The organism is Komagataeibacter ossonobensis, from assembly GCF_057359305.1.
Genome location: NZ_JBXAYQ010000013.1, coordinates 60,933 through 79,817, shown reverse-complemented (window position 1 = coordinate 79,817; position 18,885 = coordinate 60,933). Strand labels below are relative to the sequence as shown.

At 59.0% G+C, this 18,885-nt stretch carries 16 protein-coding genes; 7 read left to right on the top strand and 9 right to left on the bottom strand.

Annotation, left to right across the window (positions count from 1 at the left end):
- The 7 genes from AC1RQ9_RS09640 to AC1RQ9_RS09610 all read right to left on the bottom strand — a co-directional run.
- A partial coding sequence (locus AC1RQ9_RS09640) for a TonB-dependent receptor plug domain-containing protein (protein ID WP_485986679.1) occupies positions 1 to 896 on the bottom strand: 896 nt, incomplete at its 3' end.
- A gap of 204 nt (positions 897 to 1,100) precedes the next feature.
- Positions 1,101 to 1,640 carry a flavin reductase gene (locus AC1RQ9_RS09635; RefSeq protein WP_485986677.1) on the bottom strand — a complete coding sequence of 180 codons (540 nt, stop codon included), beginning with the start codon at positions 1,638 to 1,640 and terminating at the stop codon, positions 1,101 to 1,103.
- Between the two features lie 6 nt (positions 1,641 to 1,646).
- Complete coding sequence (locus AC1RQ9_RS09630; RefSeq protein WP_485986675.1) at positions 1,647 to 3,146, bottom strand: MFS transporter; 1,500 nt, start codon at positions 3,144 to 3,146, stop codon at positions 1,647 to 1,649.
- Positions 3,143 to 4,579: an FAD/NAD(P)-binding protein gene (locus AC1RQ9_RS09625; protein ID WP_485986674.1), complete on the bottom strand. Its 1,437-nt coding sequence runs from the start codon at positions 4,577 to 4,579 to the stop codon at positions 3,143 to 3,145. Before AC1RQ9_RS09625 ends, AC1RQ9_RS09630 begins: the two co-directional genes overlap by 4 nt.
- 16 nt (positions 4,580 to 4,595) lie before the next feature.
- Positions 4,596 to 5,759 (bottom strand): FMNH2-dependent alkanesulfonate monooxygenase, encoded by a 1,164-nt coding sequence (gene ssuD / locus AC1RQ9_RS09620; protein WP_485986673.1) that lies wholly within the window; start codon positions 5,757 to 5,759, stop codon positions 4,596 to 4,598.
- A gap of 2 nt (positions 5,760 to 5,761) precedes the next feature.
- Positions 5,762 to 7,192 carry an LLM class flavin-dependent oxidoreductase gene (locus tag AC1RQ9_RS09615; protein WP_485986672.1) on the bottom strand — a complete coding sequence of 477 codons (1,431 nt, stop codon included), beginning with the start codon at positions 7,190 to 7,192 and terminating at the stop codon, positions 5,762 to 5,764.
- Positions 7,189 to 8,460, bottom strand: coding sequence for an acyl-CoA dehydrogenase family protein (locus AC1RQ9_RS09610; protein ID WP_485986671.1), 1,272 nt, complete (start codon positions 8,458 to 8,460; stop codon positions 7,189 to 7,191). Before AC1RQ9_RS09610 ends, AC1RQ9_RS09615 begins: the two co-directional genes overlap by 4 nt.
- Positions 8,461 to 8,990: 530 nt before the next feature.
- Between AC1RQ9_RS09610 and AC1RQ9_RS09605 the strand changes: the two genes are divergently transcribed.
- From AC1RQ9_RS09605 to AC1RQ9_RS09590, 4 genes are all read left to right on the top strand, one after another.
- On the top strand, positions 8,991 to 9,950 hold the full coding sequence (locus tag AC1RQ9_RS09605; protein ID WP_485986670.1) for an aliphatic sulfonate ABC transporter substrate-binding protein: 960 nt from the start codon (positions 8,991 to 8,993) through the stop codon (positions 9,948 to 9,950).
- A 3-nt stretch (positions 9,951 to 9,953) separates the two neighbouring features.
- Positions 9,954 to 11,105 carry an acyl-CoA dehydrogenase family protein gene (locus tag AC1RQ9_RS09600; RefSeq protein WP_485986669.1) on the top strand — a complete coding sequence of 384 codons (1,152 nt, stop codon included), beginning with the start codon at positions 9,954 to 9,956 and terminating at the stop codon, positions 11,103 to 11,105.
- A 109-nt stretch (positions 11,106 to 11,214) separates the two neighbouring features.
- Positions 11,215 to 11,643: a hypothetical protein gene (locus AC1RQ9_RS09595; RefSeq protein ID WP_485986668.1), complete on the top strand. Its 429-nt coding sequence runs from the start codon at positions 11,215 to 11,217 to the stop codon at positions 11,641 to 11,643.
- Positions 11,644 to 12,240: 597 nt separating this feature from the next.
- Complete coding sequence (locus AC1RQ9_RS09590; protein ID WP_485986667.1) at positions 12,241 to 14,559, top strand: TonB-dependent receptor family protein; 2,319 nt, start codon at positions 12,241 to 12,243, stop codon at positions 14,557 to 14,559.
- Between the two features lie 104 nt (positions 14,560 to 14,663).
- On the opposite strand, the gene AC1RQ9_RS09585 is transcribed toward AC1RQ9_RS09590, so the two are convergent.
- Positions 14,664 to 14,807, bottom strand: a complete 144-nt coding sequence (locus AC1RQ9_RS09585) for a hypothetical protein (protein ID WP_485986666.1) — start codon at positions 14,805 to 14,807, stop codon at positions 14,664 to 14,666.
- Positions 14,808 to 15,119: 312 nt separating this feature from the next.
- Positions 15,120 to 15,473: a hypothetical protein gene (locus tag AC1RQ9_RS09580; RefSeq protein ID WP_485986665.1), complete on the bottom strand. Its 354-nt coding sequence runs from the start codon at positions 15,471 to 15,473 to the stop codon at positions 15,120 to 15,122.
- 76 nt (positions 15,474 to 15,549) lie between these two features.
- Between AC1RQ9_RS09580 and AC1RQ9_RS09575 the strand changes: the two genes are divergently transcribed.
- The 3 genes from AC1RQ9_RS09575 (at position 15,550) to AC1RQ9_RS09565 (ending at position 18,541) form a co-directional block, all read left to right on the top strand.
- On the top strand, positions 15,550 to 16,365 hold the full coding sequence (locus tag AC1RQ9_RS09575) for a hypothetical protein (RefSeq protein WP_485986664.1): 816 nt from the start codon (positions 15,550 to 15,552) through the stop codon (positions 16,363 to 16,365).
- Positions 16,366 to 16,399: 34 nt separating this feature from the next.
- A complete protein-coding gene (locus tag AC1RQ9_RS09570) occupies positions 16,400 to 17,044 on the top strand; it encodes a hypothetical protein (RefSeq protein WP_485986663.1) in 645 nt (214 codons plus the stop codon).
- Positions 17,045 to 17,191: 147 nt separating this feature from the next.
- The gene (locus tag AC1RQ9_RS09565; RefSeq protein ID WP_485986662.1) at positions 17,192 to 18,541 is read left to right on the top strand and encodes an MFS transporter; all 1,350 of its coding nucleotides are present in this window, start codon (positions 17,192 to 17,194) and stop codon (positions 18,539 to 18,541) included.
- Positions 18,542 to 18,885 lie beyond the last annotated feature (344 nt).

The following is an 18,885-nucleotide window of genomic DNA, read 5'->3' as shown; positions in this document are numbered from 1 at the left end:
ACGCGGTCATTGAAACGGTAGCCAAAATTGGCGTTCAGCCCGAAACTGGTTGCCTTTGTATTGTCCTGATAGCCGCCGCGATATGAATTGGTGGCGCTAATATAATAATCAAACTTGCCAAATACGCCGCCGGAACTGAGCTGTTCCTTGACGTAGCCAAAGCTGCCCGCTTCGACACGGGCCTGATAACGTTGTGCGTCATATCCGGTCATGGACACGTAATTCAGCGCGCCACCAAGCTGCATGCCACCATAATCGAAAGCATTCGCCCCGCGTAGTACCTCGGTATAACGCAGGCCCAGCGGCTCAAACAGTTCATAGGGCGTGCCAGCGGGCGTGGTTACTGGCAGACCGTCAAACATCATAAGCAGGCCGGAGCGGAAGTAATTGGTGCCGGTGGCAATGCCCGACCCGCGAATTGACAGGCGTATGCCATCCCCCCCGCCCGAGGACTGTGCGAATACGCCGGGCTGGAATGACAGGGCATCCGCATTGGTGAAGTTACGGCCCTTCAACACTTTCTGCGCGTCAATCACGCTGGTTGCGCCGGGAATGGATGCCAGGCGTGACTCTGCCCGGGATGCGGGTGACAGGCGATGGCGCGAGACGGAAATGACTTCCGGTCGTGCAGGTGAAGGGGCTGCCTGATCGGGCGCAGCGGGTGCCACGTTCTGCCGCGCGGGCCGGACATGCTGCGTTTCATGGCTATGTGGCAAGGCGGACGGCGCCACGGTGTCCGCTGCAAACGCGCCAGGCGCAAGACCCAGCAGGGAGGAACCGACCAAGACTGTCGTCCGACGTGACAGGAGACGGGATCGGAAAAGATATCTGTCAGACGGGGGGTGTACGGATATCCGTGTCATTGGGAATGATTCCATGAATGCATGCATGTGCATGATTATTTTGTGAATATTTTTTCTTCATTTCATTAGTTGTTATCGTGTACACATTTTACTGTTTCCTGAACGGAAACGTCCCATGGACTATTTCGAAATATTGTCCATGGAATATTCCGGAAATCGTAAGGAAGTTTTTTGGTGAAGCTTTTTTCAGAAAACGTTATCTCTTTGAATAAAGACAGCATCCGGGAAATTTTATTTTTATTTGGGAATGACGCGGCTGTACTGCCGGTTGAACCAGACAAGGGCCGGGCGGACATCATCATTGCCCACGATGACATCAACCACATGCGCAATGACGACCGTATGCGTTCCCACATCACGGATTTCACGGATGCGGCAGTCAAAGCTGACCAGCGCATCATCCAGAACTGGCGCACCGGTCAGGCCCGTATGCCACTTGGCTGTCGCGAAACGTTCCGCCATGGATCGCGACCGACTGCTGAAGGTATTTGACAGTTCGTGCTGCGCCTCATGCAGGACATTGATGACCAGCACACCATGTTTCAGGATATAGGGATGTGCGCTGGTGGTGCGGTTGATGCACACCAGCAGCGTCGGGGGCGTATCCGATACGCTGCATACCGCCGATGCCGTAAAGCCGTGTGGTCCATGCGGGCCGTCCGTCGTCACGACCGTAACCGCGCCCGGCAACGCCGCCATGCCGTTGCGAAACAGGTCGGCACTGACGGCCGTTTCATCAGATGAGTCATAGCCAAACGGCGCAATGACATTGGTCATGGTCAATCAGTTCCTGATATCAGTGGAAAACAGCAGGTCGCTCGTATCCGGAACCGTGTCCCGCCGTACGGGTGGGGCCTGCGGGCGCAATGCGGGGTCCATGTCGGGGTCGTAGCCGAACACATCCCAGCGCGAGAAAAAGGCAATCACCACACCCGCCAGCGGCGCCACCAGCACCACCCAGAACAGCGCGGGGCCAAGGTGTATATTCATCCACGGGAAGGACAGCAGGATAAGCGTGCCGCCAATGCCTGAAACCAGCCGTGCGATACCTATGCCCAGTCCCCGCAGTTCAGTGGGATAGCTAAGGGTGGGATAGACCATAAGCTGGCATCCCGGCCCGAATCCCTGCGCGAACAGGAAGGCGGCAAAACCGGCAAGGGCAACGATGATGCCCGTCGTCCCATGCGGCATGCCGGTCAGGGCCAGCGCCCCGATCCCGGCCACCTGCATGAGATATCCCGCCAGGATAATGGGCCGGGAGCGCACACTGCGCGTCAGACGCACGCCCAGCAGGCCGCCGGGAAAGGCCACGGCCAGGTTGAGGATGATGGAAATCACCACGACCTGCACCGGACTGGCATGCATGATGGATACCAGCAGCGTGGGCAGGCCGAATATGATGATATTGTAGGACATGCTGCTGATCAGCGTCATGCTGACAACCATCAGCCCGCGCTGCAGTAGCGGCCGTCGTACCAGCCGCCATGGATCGGCCTGCATGACCACCGGCGCCTGTCCCGGCATGGCACGGACGACAGGGTTAATTCCGTACGACCGGCGCAGGATGTCAGCCGCACGCTGCAGGTCACCCCGGCGGGCGATCCATACGGGGGATTCACTCATGTATCGCCCGCGCACCGCAATGATGATCAGTGCCGGGACCGCGCCAAACGCCAGCGATGCCCGCCACAGCCAGTCGGGATGGCCCGCTGGCAGCACATAAGACAGGGCAAATACGATCACGAAGCACGCGGATGACGCGGCGTACCATGTCGGGCACCACGCTGCCGCATGGGCCGCCTTGCTGCCCCGTCCCTCCAGCCGCGAGAATTCCGACAGGAACGCCATCGCCACCGGCAGGTCCATGCCCACCCCGAACCCCATGGCGAAACGCGCCGCGATCAGGATGCCGGCCGTAGGTGCTGCCCCCGCCACCAGGGCTGCAATGACAAAGCACACCATATCGGCCATGAATACGGCGTACCGCCCGATGCGGTCCGTCAGCCATCCGCCAGCCAGGCTGCCCACGATGGTTCCGGCATTCAGTGCGGCTGCCACCAGTCCGGTCTGGAACGCGGACAGGCCAAAATGCGTCTGCACATCCGAAATGCCCCATGACAGGGTGGTCAGGTCATATGCATCCAGAAACACACCCCCCAGTGCCAGGGCTACAACCATGCGTGCATGGCTGCCCGCCCGCGGGCCCGCATTTACAAGGGCGGATATGTCATCCGCATCGCGCACGACGGGACGGTCATGATGGGTCTGCGCCAATGTGGTCATGTCGTTGCCCGTTCTTTTTCAGGGTAATGGACAATGGGAAGCGACGCCGACAGCGCGCTTATGATGACAGCCAGCTTTTCGGCATGACGCGTGACTTCGGGCAGCCCCATCAGTTCCCCGAACCGCCCGCGCGCCAGTGGTCCCGCCACGAACAGGGTGTCTTCATGTCCGCTGCCGACACAGGCACGCCCCAGCGCATCCACATGCAGGCCCAGCCCGGTTGCATCCATTTCCACCAGACCGGCAGCTGCCAGTTCGCGTATGTACGGCACGGTATGGATGATGGCGTCATGCGCCGGTCCCGTCGTGGTGATGATGGTGTCATACGTCCCGCCCCACACGGTGTTGCCATGGCGAAGGGTCGTGACAAAACGGTCCCGCTTCACCTGTACGGCGGCCAGCCGTGCGGCCGTGATGTCCAGCGTGCCGGCACGTTCGCGCGCATGCAGCACGTCTTCAGCCTGTGGCGCGATACGGAAACGGTGCGTATCCCAGAACGGCCGCAGGTGCCGGATCAGCCGCCTGCGTTCGGGCAGTGGCAGGGCGGCCCATATATCGGGCGCCTGTTCTCGCAGCCGGTCAAATATGGCCTGCCATGGCTGGTCAGGATGGGCGGCCAGCGCATGACGCACGCGACGCAGCAGATGGCCCATCGTGCGCGACGGTGGGGAGATGAATTGCCCCACCGGGTCAACGGCATGTGCCGCATGTCCATGCGAACGCTGTCCACGCCGGGAAATGGCGGTAATCTTGCCATCATGCCCGCGTGCCGTCAGTGTGACGACGGCATCCGCCATGCTCAGCCCCGTGCCAACGATCAGGACACGGTCAGACACACGGATATCCTCCAGCGCCCCAGCCTGCCATGGATTGGTGACCAGAACGGGATGACGGCCCTCATGCAGGTGCAGGTCACGCAGCAGCTTCGGAGGCTGTGGCGCAGGGTGACTGGTGGCGATGACCACAATATCAGCGGCCGTAGCCTGCCCCATGACATCCGTAATGATCCAGTGGCCAACAGACGATCTGTATACGCCCGCCACCTTGTGGCGCAGGTGCGTCACCACACCCGCATGCAGCACCGGTGCCAGCCGGTTGGCCACGTAGCGACCGAATATGGCACGGGCGGGAAACGCACTGCCATCCGGCCTGAAGGCTGCCGGGTCATTGGCCAGCGCATCCGTCTGCCCGATCCATCTGGCGAAATCATCGGGCTGGCTGGTATCGATGCTCATGCGGGTTGCTGGCACGTTTACCCGGTGCTGTGGGTCGGTCGCGCCATAGGCCAGCCCCGCGCCAAGAAAGGGGCGCGGTTCGAACACGGTGATACGTCTTGGCGTGCTGGTGTCGCGCGCAAGGTGCCACGCCAGCGCCGCACCGCTGAACCCGCCGCCGATAATGGCGATATGGGGAATGTGGGGGGAAACGGGCATGGCACGGCTCCTGTCATCAGGCGGCGCGGGTCGGACGATGGTCACCCGCGATGGTTTCGCCAAACGGCCCCATGTTGTTCAGGTCCGACGCCCCGCGCACGGGGTGTGTGGTCGGCAGGTTGGGCAGCACGAGTTCACCGAACTGGTAGGCTTCCTCCAGATGCGGATAGCCGGAGAAAATGAACGTATCGATGCCCAGCCTGCGGTATTCATCAATCCGCTCCGCCACCGTATCGGGATCCCCCACCAGCGCGGTCCCGGCTCCACCACGCACCAGGCCCACGCCTGCCCACAGGTTGGGACTGATTTCCAGCCTGTCGCGCTGGCCGCCGTGCAGGGCGCTCATGCGTGACTGACCCACGGAATCCATGCGGGCGAAGACCTTCTGGGCCTTGGCAATGGTGGCATCATCGAGATGGCTGATCAGGCGGTCGGCTTCATGCCATGCCTCCTCCGCCGTTTCACGCACGATGACATGCAGCCGGATGCCAAATGATACCTCGCGTCCCTGCGCATGGGCCAGTTTGCGCACATGACTGATCTTTTCCGCCACCTGTGCCGGGGGTTCGCCCCATGTCAGGTATTTGTCCACCGATTTTGCGGCGACATGGGCAGCCGCTTCCGATGATCCCCCAAAATACAGCGGCGGCCCGTCATTCTGGTACGGCGCGAACAGCAGGCGGCCGTCCTTTATGGTAAAGTGCTTTCCTTCAAAATTGACACTCTCGCCGCGCAGTAGCGCGCGGTAGATATCCAGGAATTCGTCCGTGATTTCGTAGCGCGTGGCATGGTCGGCAAACAGGCCGTCGCCTGCGTTTTCCGCCGGGTCGCCACCAGTCACGATATTGATCAGCAGCCGTCCGTTGGAAAAACGGTCCAGTGTCGCGGTCATGCGCGCGGCCAGTGTGGGTGACAGCAGGCCCGGCCTGACCGCGATCAGGTAACGCAGCCGTTCGGTCACGGGGGCGAGGGCAGAGGCGACAACCCAGCTATCCTCGCAACTGCGTCCCGTCGGGATCAGGACACCGTAATATCCCAGCGTATCGGCAGCCTTTGCCACCTGCTGCAGGTACGGCAGGTCAACCGGCCTGCCGCCCTTCTGCGTGCCAAGGTAGCGGCTGTCGCCATGGGTGGGCAGGAACCACAGCACATTGATCTTGTCAGGAGCTGCATAGGACATGGTTACGAGGCCTTGGAAAATGTTTCGTGGGGAAAAAGCGGTTCAGCCGGTGCATGCAGCGCTGCGGGATCACGGTACCGGCTGCCGAAATGACGGTTGGGCAGATGCGGCTGCCCCGGCGTGAACAGGCGTTCGCGCAGGGTTTCGCGCGGGGTGTAGGCCGTGCGGTACCGCCCGCGCCGCTGCAGTTCGGGCACGATCAGGTCAATGAAGTCACGCGCGGTCTCGAATGTGTGGTACTGGCGCAGGTTGATGCCATCTATTCCGTCAACATCCAGCCAGCGTTCGATTTCATCGGCAATTTTGTCAGGCGTGCCCACGACAAAGAAGCGCCCTTCATCAAACGATGCGATCTGGCGCAGCGCGCTGCCAACCGTCTGTTCGGGGCGAAAACGCCGGCCCATATTGCCAAATGGCACGCCCTCACGTTTCAGGATGTCGCCAATATGCGCATCTTCGGGATAGCGGCGCAGGTCGATCTCGGCCTGTGCGTGGATCAGCGCGCCCTCGACGCTGTAATACTGGCGGTATTTTTCCAGTTTCTTTTCAGCAAGCTGCTGCGTTGTATCGGCAATGATGCCAGCCATGACAATAAAACGGATGTCATTGCCATTACGGCCATGGGCGCGCGCGCGTTCGCGCGTGCGGGCAATGTTTTCGCGCACTGCTTCCGTCGTCTGGCCGCCAATGAACACGACTTCCGCATGACGGGCCGCGAATTCCAGTCCCGCTGGCGACCCGGTTGCCTGAAACAGTACTGGCGTGCGCTGCCGACCGGGCGAGACAAGATGCGGTCCCGCCACGCGGAAGTGTCGCCCGTCATGGTTGATGGGCCTGACGGCATCGGGATTGGCGTAAATACCGGATGCCACGTCATTGACGACGGCATCATCATCCCAACTGCCTTCCCACAGCTTGTACAGGACATCGAGGTATTCATCCGCGATGGCGTAACGCTGGTCATGGGGGATTTCGTCCTCCATGCCGAAATTGCGCGCCGCACTGCGCAGGTAGGATGTGACGATGTTCCACCCCACGCGGCCTTCGGTCAGCAGGTCAAGTGTCGCCATGCGCCGGGCGAAGGCGAAGGGCGGTTCATACGTTGTGGAAAACGTGACGCCAAAGCCGAGGTTTTTCGTCACCGCCGCCATGGCGGGCACCAGCATGAGGGGATCGAGGTTGGGAATCTGCAACCCTTCGCGCAGGGCGGCGGCCGTGCCATCGCCAAAGCGGTCATAGGTGCCGATGACATCCGCCAGGAAGATCGCGTCAAACAGGCCTTCTTCCGCCAGTTTCGCCACTTCCAGCCAGTACGCCATTTCCCCGAACCGGTGCCGGTTGTTACCCGGCGCACGCCACATGCCGTGCACGATATGGCTGACGCAGGCCATTTCGAACAGGTTGACGTGCAACTGCTTGGGTTGTGTTGTCATGCCGCGTGTTCCTGCTGCGCATTGGTGGAGACAGGCTGGGTGACGGTCGCGGTCCGATCGCGCCAGCGCGAACCGAATGCCGTGCCATTCAGCACAAGGTCACCCAGTTCACGCTGCCGCTGGACCAATGGGTTATGCGACGCCAGCGTGCGGGCGTTGCGCCAGTGACGGTCCAGCCGCCGTGACGTGCTGGTGGCCGAGGCCCCGCCCACCTCAAACAGCAGCGTCGCTGCTTCCAGCACCTGGCCTGCCACGATCTGCTGCGCCTGATAGGCGCGTACCTGCGCCGTATCGAAGGCCGGGCCATTTTCGTGCCCCGCCGCCCATTGCGGGAAGGCAGCTTCCAGCGTCCATGCCACTTTTTCCACCAGTGTATCGGCTGAAAATGACAGGGCGGACAGGCGTCCTACCACGCCCTGCACCAGCGGGTCATGGCGCTGCGCCACCTGCCCGGGAACGCCGAATGTACGTGTGCGCGGACGCACGAAAGCCACCGCATCGCGCACGATAGCCCGCCCGATCCCCGCCAGCGTGGCAAGGTGGAAAAGCTGGTAATAGGTGGTGAAATATTCGTTGGTGGGGAATTCGGAAAGCGGCGTGCGGTTGATGATGTGATCATCGGGCACGGCAACATTTTTGAAATGTGTCGTGCCGCTGCCGGTCAGGCGCTGGCCAAAACCATCCCAATCATCAATGCGTGTCACGCCGGGGGCGTCGGCAGGTACGACAAGCTGGATGCGGTCCGTTCCATCGGTTGCGACGGCAACAATCCACGACGCATAAAGCGTGCCGGTGGAATAGTATTTCGTGCCATCCAGCAGCCACTGCCCCTGCGGATCGGGCGCAAGGGTGGTAGTGGTGCCGGTACTGTCCGTCAGTTCCGCCATGGCAGCGCCAAACAGCGCACCCTGCGCCACCTGTTCCAGCCAGTATGCGGCGCGTGGACTGTCCCCCTCATGCAGGCGTCCTTCGACAAAGGCGAAATGGGCACGGAAGATCTGCGGCAGGTTTGAATCCGCTTCGGCCAGTTCGGCCAGAAGCGTGAAGGTTTCCGGCAGGCTGGCCCCGCTGCCGCCATAACGCACCGGCACGCGCAGCGCGCCAAAACCGGCATCCAGCAGCCACCGTACCGCGTCATGGGCCAGGATACGGTTTTCTTCGCGGTCAATGGCGCCATCGGCAATGCGCGCGAAAACCGGGCGCAGCCTGTGCGCAAGCGCATCAATCCGTGGGGAAAAACCGTGGGGAGGATGGACCGGATCTGTCATGGCGACCTCGATTGCGTGCATATTTAAACTATTTTGTATGCGTATTTACATTTCACACACACTAACAACGACAATATATGAGTCAATAAAATAACAACGATATTTTATGATTTTATATGGAGAATTGAGGGGGAATTCTGGGCAATTTCACATAAAAATAGTTTAAAGAAAGTGCCTGAATTTTATTATATTACTGTTTTAAAATAATATTTTTAAGTAAAATATAACATAAAAAAATCGTATTATGTATGGCGAGTACATAGCCGTTAAATTATACAAATTCCATCGTTATATAATATCCTGACCGCGTTGCCCCTGAATCGGCGTGTGATCCGCACGGCATGCTCATGCCAAAAACCCGGGCGGAAGGAGAATATCCCGTTGACATATGAATTTACGTTTATAATGTCATAAATACATATTAACGGTTTAATATTGTTAAATATGCCATTCATCCCCGGCCCGATTCATCGACCGGCTGGGATCCATCGGACGGCATACGCCCCACCCCTGTTACAGGTAAGCCTGCAATGAAACGGTATTCACGTCGCGCGTTCCTGACCGGTCTTGGCATGGCGCTGTCATGCCCCGTGTGGATGTCTCGCCGGGCGCATGCGGCACAGGACGCCACGATCCGCATAGGCTACCAGCAGTACGGTACGCTGGTGGTGCTGAAACATAGCGGGCTGCTGGAACGCGCCCTTGCTCCGCACGGGATGCGGGTGCAGTGGTCCGAATTTATCGCCGGTCCCCAACTGCTGCAGGCGCTTGCTGCGGATGCCATAGACATTGGCGAAACCGGCAATGCACCCCCGGTCATGGCGCAGGCCGCATGGCCTGATGGGCTGGCCTATATCGGCTGTTCGGCGCCTGCCCCGCATGGCGAAGGCGTGCTGGTGCCCGCCAGCAGTCCCATTCAGACACCAACAGACCTGAAGGGACGCACGATTGCCCTGAATCGTGGGTCCAACGTGCACTACCTGCTGCTGGCGCTGTTGCAGCGCGCGGGGCTTGCATGGGCAGATATCCGCCCTGTCTATCTGCCGCCCGCCGCCGGTCGCGCCGCGTTCGAGACCGGGCGGGTGGATGCATGGGCGATATGGGATCCGTATTTAAGTGCGGCCCAGGTGGACACGCAAAGTCGTCTGCTGGTGGATGCACAGGGTGTGACGACCAACCGGCAGTTCCTGATTGCCGGCCGGCCGTTTGCGGACCGTGATCCGGGTAACTTCTTCATTGCGCTGGCGCAGGCGCGACAGGACTGCGTGCAATGGGCGGCGGATCATGCCGATACGCTGACGGCGGATATTGCCGCCAGTACCGGTCTGTCCCGTCCCATCATTACCCATGCACTGGCGCGACTGGCGTTGCAGCCCGCACCGCTGGATCAGACCGTTGTGACAGAACAGCAGGATATTGCGGCAACCCTGTTCCATGCGCATCTGATCCCGACCGTGCCGGACATCCGGTCCATTGTGCGGGGGGCATGAGCCATGGGCCTGATACGACACACCGCACATGACGCCCTTGATGCGGCAACGCATCTGCAGGCGCGCCTTGCCACCCGTGCGGCGCATCATGACCGCACCGGGATTTTTGCACAGGAAAATATTGACGACCTGCGTCAGGCGGGACTGCTGTCGCTGCGCATTTCCACCCCCGATCGCCCCACGCCGTTTACCCTTGGCGTTGCGCAGGAAATCGTGGGCCGGATTGCGCAGAGTGATGCCTCCACCGCGCTGGTCATGGTCAACCATTACATGGTGCGGGCCGCGATTGCCCACCATGAATTCGGTTCCGGTGATTTCGTGCGCTGGATGGAAGAGGAACAGCATGACCGGCTGACCAATATCCTGCTAGCGGAACCCGATCTTGGCTCCGCATCGCGCGGCGGTCTGCCCGGTACGGTGGCGACCCGCACACCCGGGGGGTGGGTGCTGAACGGACGCAAGGCCTATGTCACCGGCATTCCCGGCCTGTCGTGGCTGCTGGTGCGCGCCCGCACGGATGAAGACCCGGCAAGGGTGGGCACGTTCATGGTCCCGACTATTGCAGAGGGCATTCATGTCATTGAAAACTGGGACCATATCGGTATGCGCGCCAGCAACAGCCATGAAGTCACCTTTACGCAGGTTGTGCTTCCGCCCGATGCGGCGCTGGCCCTGCATGCGCCCGATACGCCACCGGCAGAACGCAATATCCTCATGCTCTGGAATACGGGACTGCTGGGGGCCTTGTACAATGGCATCGCCACGTCCGCGCTGACATGGTTTGGGGAATTCCTGAAAAACCGCGTGCCATCCAATCTGGGCGCGCCGCTTTCGACCCTGCCCGCCATGCGCGACGCCGTAGGGGGCTTCGCCATTACGCTGCACATGAACACCATGCTGCTGCGGCTTTACGCTACGGATGTCACGGCCACATGCCCGCCGCCCGAACTGAATGCACATGCAGCCGTGATAAAATCACGCGTGGTCGATGCGGCGGCCGATTTTACATCCGCCCTGCTGGGTCTTGCGGGCAATGCCGGGCTGTCCACCCATAATCCGCTGGAACGCGCCCATCGTGACGCGCTGTGTGGCCGCATCCATGCGCCCCATAGCGAATTGCTGCGTCGGGTCGCGGGCCAGCGGGTGCTGTCATGAATTCCGATCATCCCTGATCCCATCCAGACCGGATATATCATGACCCTTACGGAATTTATGGGCATGGGCGACGCTGATATCCGCCTCGTTTTTCCTGCTACCTGCGGGTGTGCCCGTCATTGCGAACGATCCGGAGGCATTGCACATTGCAGCCGAAGTCGCCTGGCAGATCGTGCCGGACCTCGCGCGGCGTGACCATGAAAACCGTTTTGCCGCGTGTGAACTGGACATTTGTTCCAATTCGGGGTTGTGGAGCATGACCGTGCCATGTGCCTATGGCGATACCGTTACCCTGGAAGGCGTCAACCATTACTGCACGGCGGCACTGTTGACGCATCTGGTGCAGATCGTGGCGCTTGATAAAGACGGGTACAGCCGCCTTGCCATTGCCGACCGTAATACGCCGGGCCTGAGCATCATTAATGACGGGTCGGAAAGGATCGGCAAGCGGCACCGTGCAACTGACGGACGTGCAGGTACCGTGCTGTCGTATCGTCCCGGTCTGGAAAGCCTGCAGGCCCGGCGCGCCCTTTGCTGACAGTGTCATATCGCAGTTCATACAGGCGGCCGTCGATACGACAATCGATCTGGTCGGCACAACCGCCACGGACCGGAAGCCGAACCTTGATGACCTGCGGCGCAATGCGCGCACGCATACACTGCATGATCCGGTACTCTGGAAATATCCGATTGTGGGGCATGACTACCTTAACCATGCCTTCCCGTCGTTACATGCATGGAATTGGAAGATGGTTCCATAAACAACAATTTTGAACTGTTAATTATCCGGGCCAAGTGGCGGACGTCTTTCTGCCGTATATGCGATCCTTTGCGTTGATGGAAAGCAGATTTCTGTTTTTGGAAAGCTGGTTACAACTAAGGGTTGTAAAATTACCCCGATCATAATTTTGCTTAATACGCTGATAAACAACAATATTATTTTGATATTTTCGGAATGTTCGCGCCGGGTTGTGGCGCGAGGATGTCTATAATTAACGATAATATATGTGTATATGTTGTTTCAGTACAACTGTTCCGTATTTTTAAGATTCTGGCCCATCATGCCTGTATGAAAAGTCCATCCTGACCGCTAACAAATTAATGCGTTTCTTGCGGTCATAATGGAAAAACTACAATGATTAGAAGTGAATTATTTCTGTCCCCCATCGTATCACCACCCTATATCCATCCCGCCCTGTATCGTGGCCGCATTTCTGCCGTGGAGGCGCCAAACAGACTTACCTTCGCCCTTGCCAGTGGGCTGTTTGGTGTGCTGATTGCTTCCCATCATGCAGTGGCAGCCACATCTGTCGTGCCGGATGCCATGACCACGCATCGTATCCCCCACCGTACCCCCGTCCGGCATGCCGCAGGGGAGCATGACGCGGCCAGCCAGCATGATGGGCATGCGGACAGTAACGGGCTGAATGCCAGCACGGTCGAACATATCGCCGTACATCATCACAGTGCGGCAACGCATCAGGCGGAGGTGTATCTGAAAACCATTCCCGGGGGCACCAGCGTCATTGACGCGGCCACCGTGCTGAAGGGACGTAACGCCACCAACGCGGATGCATTCAAGTATCAGGCCGGTGTCTTCGCACAGGCTCCCTGCGGATCGGACGACCTGCGCATCTCCATTCGGGGTTCCGGTATCCAGACGGGGCTGAACGCCACGCGTGCGGGCATCATGTTTCTGTTTGATGATATTCCGCTGACTACGCCCATCGGCACGGTCAATGAGCTGCAGGAACCACTTGGCATTCGTTATACCGAGATCATGCGCGGCGGGAATGGCATCGACTTCGGCTCCACCCAGTTGGGTGGCGCGATCAATTACGTCACGCAGACGGGATATAATTCACAGCGTTACCAGGCCCGTGTCGAAGCTGGCAGCTTCGGGTATGTCAAGGAACAGCTGAGTTCGGGCACCGTCATCGGCAGGTCCGACTATTACCTCAGTGTGACCAATTCCTATCGCGGTGGCTATCAGGACAATACCAAGACCACGAATTTCGGCGTGAACTTCAATTACGGTTACAAATTCAGCGACAATGTCGATAACCGCTTCTTCTTCCGTTATCGCCAGACATGGGAAGGCAACCCCTATTACCTGACACGTGACCAGATCCGTGACAATCCGCGCCAGATGCAGCCTGAATACGCGACATGGGGCACAAAAACCATTGAACCCGGCACCAAATATGCTGCCGACCGGCTCAGGATCCGCATTGACGACCAGTCCAGGCTGACTGTTGGTTTTGCCTACCTGAACGCGCCGATGGACCATGAACTGGGTAATACCTCGTCACTGTACAATATCGACTATGCCACCGGCATGGTGAATTACACACGTCAGGACAAGTTGCTGGGCCATGCCAGCGATACGGATATCGGCATCTATACATCGCACGACCTTGACGCCACCATTGACAACCGGGTGCGTCGCCAGGCGGCCTATCCCGGTTATGCGCTTGGTACTCTTGTGACCCGTTCACACCTGGGGGGAAGTGATACGGTTTTTCATGTGCGCAACAATACCGAACTCTTCCACAATTTCTGGCTGACCGCAGCCGGCGCGTTGAGCTATACCCCGCGTTCGGGGTCACAGACGTACCCGCAGACAAGTTCCTTCAGCCAGAATGCGCTGTATTTCGCACCGCGTGCGGGGTTCCGTTACGTCATTACCCCCAATGTCGAGGTGTATGGCAATGTCAGCCGCAGTGTGCAGAGTCCGCAGGACTGGCAGTACCTTTCGGGCGCCAATTATACATCGGGGATCGCCACGGGCCTGACAAAGGATTGGGCCAACCTGCGCCCCCAGACTGTCACCACGTTTGAAGTGGGGACAAGCGGTCATTTTGCCGGTACGGAATGGAGTGTCACCTACTACCACTCCGCCGTGCATAATGAATTGCTGGCGGTCGCGACCCCCAATTCCATCCTGTACAACAACTCCACTTACGGCAATGCATCACCTACAACGCATCAGGGGGTTGAAACATCGTTCCATTCAACGTTGTACAAATGGCAGGGCAACATCATTTCCCTGCGTCAGGCCTATACATTCCAGAGCTTCCGCTTCAATCATGACGCAACATGGGGACACAACTACATTCCCGGCATTCCACGCCATTTCTATCAGGGGGAACTGCATCTTGATATGAAGAACGGATTTTATACTTCATTCGATGTGGAAGTCTCGTCTTCCGTGCTGGCTTCATATGATAACCAGTACAAGGCCGCGCCCTATCATATCTACAATTTTGATATCGGTTACCTGTGGCCAAACAAACACCGGCAGGTGTTCCTGAGCCTGCACAACCTTGCCAATAAACACTACGCAACAGGTGTGGTGCCGGTCTATTCCACCAGCAACGGGCAGCAGCCTGCCGCCATGCTGTCGGGTGACGGGTTCGGCATTTTTGCGGGTGTGTCCATCGGGTTCAACTGATCACCGGGGGTAGGCCGGACCTGCCAGCAGAAATCATGGCGCATGACAGGGCAGGGGGATACCATCTGCCCTGCCCCCCAAAAAACATCCCATCGGATTACAGGTCAGGACTGCAAACGGCCCGGCAGCATGATACCCGTCCCCGTTATGTCGGTAGGTAATGCCTGTAAATCATGGAAAAGTTTCTGAGTGCCGCCTTTTTTCAAAAAGGGGGGGCGTTCTTTCGAAGCTTTTGAAAAAAGCTTCACCAAAAACTTCCTTGTGGTTGCGGGATGTTTCCGATCTGACTTTTCAAACGGTCTCTTATCGAAACAGAAAAAAAACCAGCGCCCATAGTGGTACGCTGAACATCAGGCCAAACAGGATGCCCCGGATTGGCGTGTGGTGGTATCCTGCCGGTTTGCTGGCGGGACGATCGTCATGGTGCTGGCCTGTCTGTGACAGGGCTATGCTTTCAAGTGACATGATCCAGAAAAACCTTTTGCTGAAATACGACGCAACACAATTCAGATCTTGACCGTAAAACGACAACATTGCCTTAAAAATAACACACTTTCTTGTCAATTGGTAAAATAGGGTGTTATTGTTTTTTTCCTCAGGAACAACACGGTGGCACATGGCATGGAAAATGCCATTTTTTCCTGTAATTTTCTGTTTTTACAGCCTTTTCCCGTTACGGAAAGGCATGTGCGCACGTCCTGTCCTTGCAATTCGTTACAGATGATCACGGATGGTACGGCCAGCCTGCCGTGTCGGGCAGGATCGTGTCGTTTTGTTTGCTGCCTGCATCCTTCACATCTATATTTTTCTCTATTGCGAAACAGTAAAAATACTTTCCCTGAATAATGGAATTTTCTGGATACTGCCTTTTTTAAAGGCAGCGTTTTACTGAAGCTTTTTGAAGAAATATTCACCAAAAATTTCTGTAATTTTCACGATGCACCAAATGAAGGGGTTTTGTGCCCCTCCGGTCAGACATGGATACAGGCAATGACGCTGCGCAAACTTGGCTGCCTTCCCGCCCGAATACAGGCGCGCCAGCCCCTGCTATCGGGCATGCGTAATTTTATGGCCCGCAAGGCCCCGCCGCGACTGGGGCGCGAGCAGATTGATCCCGCGCCTCATATGCTGGGCAATGATGTACTGGGGGACTGCACGGCGGCGGGGATCGGTAACCATATCCGTGCCACGGCGGCGCTGGCTGGTTACCAGATTGCGGTGAATACGGACAATGCGGTGCGTTTTTATGCCCGTTCAACCGGGTATGTGCCGGGTCATCCGCAGACGGATCAGGGTGGGGTGGAAGTGGATGTCCTGGCCACCGCGCTGCGGGATGGATATGCCCTGGCTGACCAGACGCTGTTCCCGTTATGGGGCAGCGTGGATACCGGTGACCTGAATGGCATCCGCAATATCACGGCGGGGTTGTCCGCCGCCTATCTGGGGGTGCGGCTTGCGCAGGCGGATATGTGGGAAGATGCCACGGGCAACCTTGCCCGGGTATGGGATGCTGTCACGCCCGCCAGCCATGGTGACCCGACACCAGGTAGCGCGGGCGGTCACTGTCTGCTGTTATGGGATTATGACGGCACGGCGGATACCGACCTTGTTACGCTGCTGACATGGGGCAGCCTGCAGAAGGCGACGTGGCGATGGCTGCGCAGCCGCCTGATGGAAGCCCATGGCCTGGCATGGCGGCAGTTGCTGCCGGGTGGGATCCTGGCCCCCACGGGGCAGGATTGGGATGCCCTTGTTGCCAGCAATGAAGCCTACCTTACCGGCATGTCCTCCTCCATCGCCCGCTGAAAGCGCCATCAACGTTCCCGTTTGCAGGATGATCATGAAAATCCTTATGCCCATGCTGGTCATTGCCGCATGCCTGTCCGGTTGTACACATGGCCGGGCCGTACAGACCACGATCCCGGCCGCCATGGCGGGCATACAGTCCACGCTGGCGCGGGCGGGGGCAGTGCCTGTTTCACATGCAGGCGACTGGACCGCACAGCAGGATGCCCGTTTCAGCCAGACGGTGCGGGCTGCCCAGTGCGCCCAGCAGACGGCGGACCCCGTGATGGGCACGATTGCGGGGGATGTGATGCTGCAGCTTGCTGGCAGCTTTACCCGTGGCGGTGAATTCAGTGTGGGGACGCTGACAACCGCCCCGACCATTGGCCTTGCCACCGATGCCAGCCGCACCAGCAGCCAGCAGGTCAGCCTGTCATTATCCTACGCCCCGCTGTCATCATTGCCCGATGTCGAAATGGGGCGGCAGATGGGATATGAGACAGCCCTGTTCGGACAGAATGATCGCGTAAGACAGGGGGAGGCAAAGCGCCTGATGGCGGATCGTGACGCGTTGCGCCAGGTCATTCGTATCCTGATCCATTCATGGGACGCCGCACGGTGTGCGGCCATCGCACCGGTGACGCCATTGGTCAGCCTGCGGCGGGGCAACGGATACGGTAATGCGGACAGAAAACATTAAAATAAGAGATATGTATTAAGTTTGTGTTCCTGCACGAGTATCAGGTCCCTGCATAAAATATATTTCCAAATTACCTGCATTTCCCTGCGGTCAGGAACGCAGAAATCTGGTACAGCCGCCTTTTCCCACCCGGGCAGACAGACCGCCATGATCGACGGTTACGGATGGGAAAGGGCGCATCCGTTTTCCGATGCGTCCAACCCTTCTTCCGGCGTGGCGGCATGGGCCGCTACCGTAAACTCAAGGACGCGTATCTTGCCTGTTGCGTTGCTGGCCCTTGCGATCGGGGCGTTTGGCCTTGGCACGACGGAAACCATCGTCATGGGGCTGCTGCCCCAGCTTTCGGCCGGGTTGCATGTCTCCATCGCGCAGGCGGGACTGCTGGTATCCGGCTACGCCATCGGGGTGACCATTGCATCGCCGCTGGTGGCGATCCTGACCAACAGCCTGTCACGCCGTGCAACACTGCTGCTGACCATGGCGATCTTCATCGCGGGCAATGCATGCAGCGCCCTGGCGCCGAGTTATACCAGCCTCATGCTGGCGCGCGTGCTGACATCATTTTCGCACGGGACATTCTATGGCGCGGCGTCCATCATGGCAGCGCAGGTCGTGCCCCCCGCCAGACGGGCGGAAGCCCTGTCGCTGGTCTATATCGGGCTGACACTGGCCATGATCCTTGGCGTACCCATGGGTACCGTCGTGGCGCAGATGACATCGTGGCGCATGGCGTTCTGGCTGATCTGTGCCGTGGGCGTGCTGGCATGGACCACCATGTGGCTGTGGATTCCGCAGGACCGGGCCAGTGGTCCCGCCATTCCGCTATCGGCGCAGTTCCGGGCCATGCTGCATCCGCTGGTCGTGACCATGATGCTGGTTTCAATGTGCACGTCGTCGAGCATGTTTACCCTGTTCACCTACATCACTCCGTTCCTGCAGACCCGATCCGGCTTCAGCACGCATGCGATTGATGTCATCCTGCTCATGATCGGGGGTGGGCTGTGTCTGGGCAACCTGCTGGGTGGGAAACTGGCGGACTGGAAGATGCTGCCATCATGTGCCGGGCTTATGGCTGCTGTTGCGATCGTGCAGGTGCTGCTGGTGCCCGGCAGCCTGCATCCATGGGCCTGCCTTGTGCTGCTGTTCCTGTGGGGTGTGTTCATCTATGCGCCCATGGCCCCGCTACAGACATACGTGGTTGCCTGTGCCGGATCCGCGCCCAACATTGCCGCCGTCATGAACCAGAGTTCCTTCAATTTCGGCAACGCGGTCGGCGCGTGGGCGGGCAGCCATATCGTGGATACCCACTGGTCGTATGGCGGGTTGCCGGTCCTGTCCTCGTGTTTTGCCTTTATCGGGTTCGGGCTGGTGGGGCTGGCGCAATACTATGTTCGCCGACAGGTGAAAAAGCCCCGTGAAGTCGTGCCGCACCCGTTGACCAGCGCCACCCACGCCGTGGTGGCGAAACCGGAACAGACCCTGCATCCCCACATATGATGGGGATGGGGGGGAAAGCGGCGCCCGGTTTCTGCCACGACCGAACGCAGCTTGTGCACGGCAGGTACCATGACATGGCTGCGTTCACCCCGGTCGCGTTTCTGCCGCAGGTCCACAGGCGCGCGTCATGCATGCGTTCATGTTCGGGAGCGGCAATGAGGCGTTTGGCGGCCTCGGCCTGATCAATGGGGTGATTGCCGTTTATCACCGCGCCACGTGGCCGGGCTTCACGCACGCCTGAATGCAGCGGAATGGATGCGCCTTCGGCATGATCCAGGCGACCGGGCTGCGGTTCAGGTCGCTGCCCTGTGCGCCGCTCATGCCCGGGCTCCTGCGCATGGGAA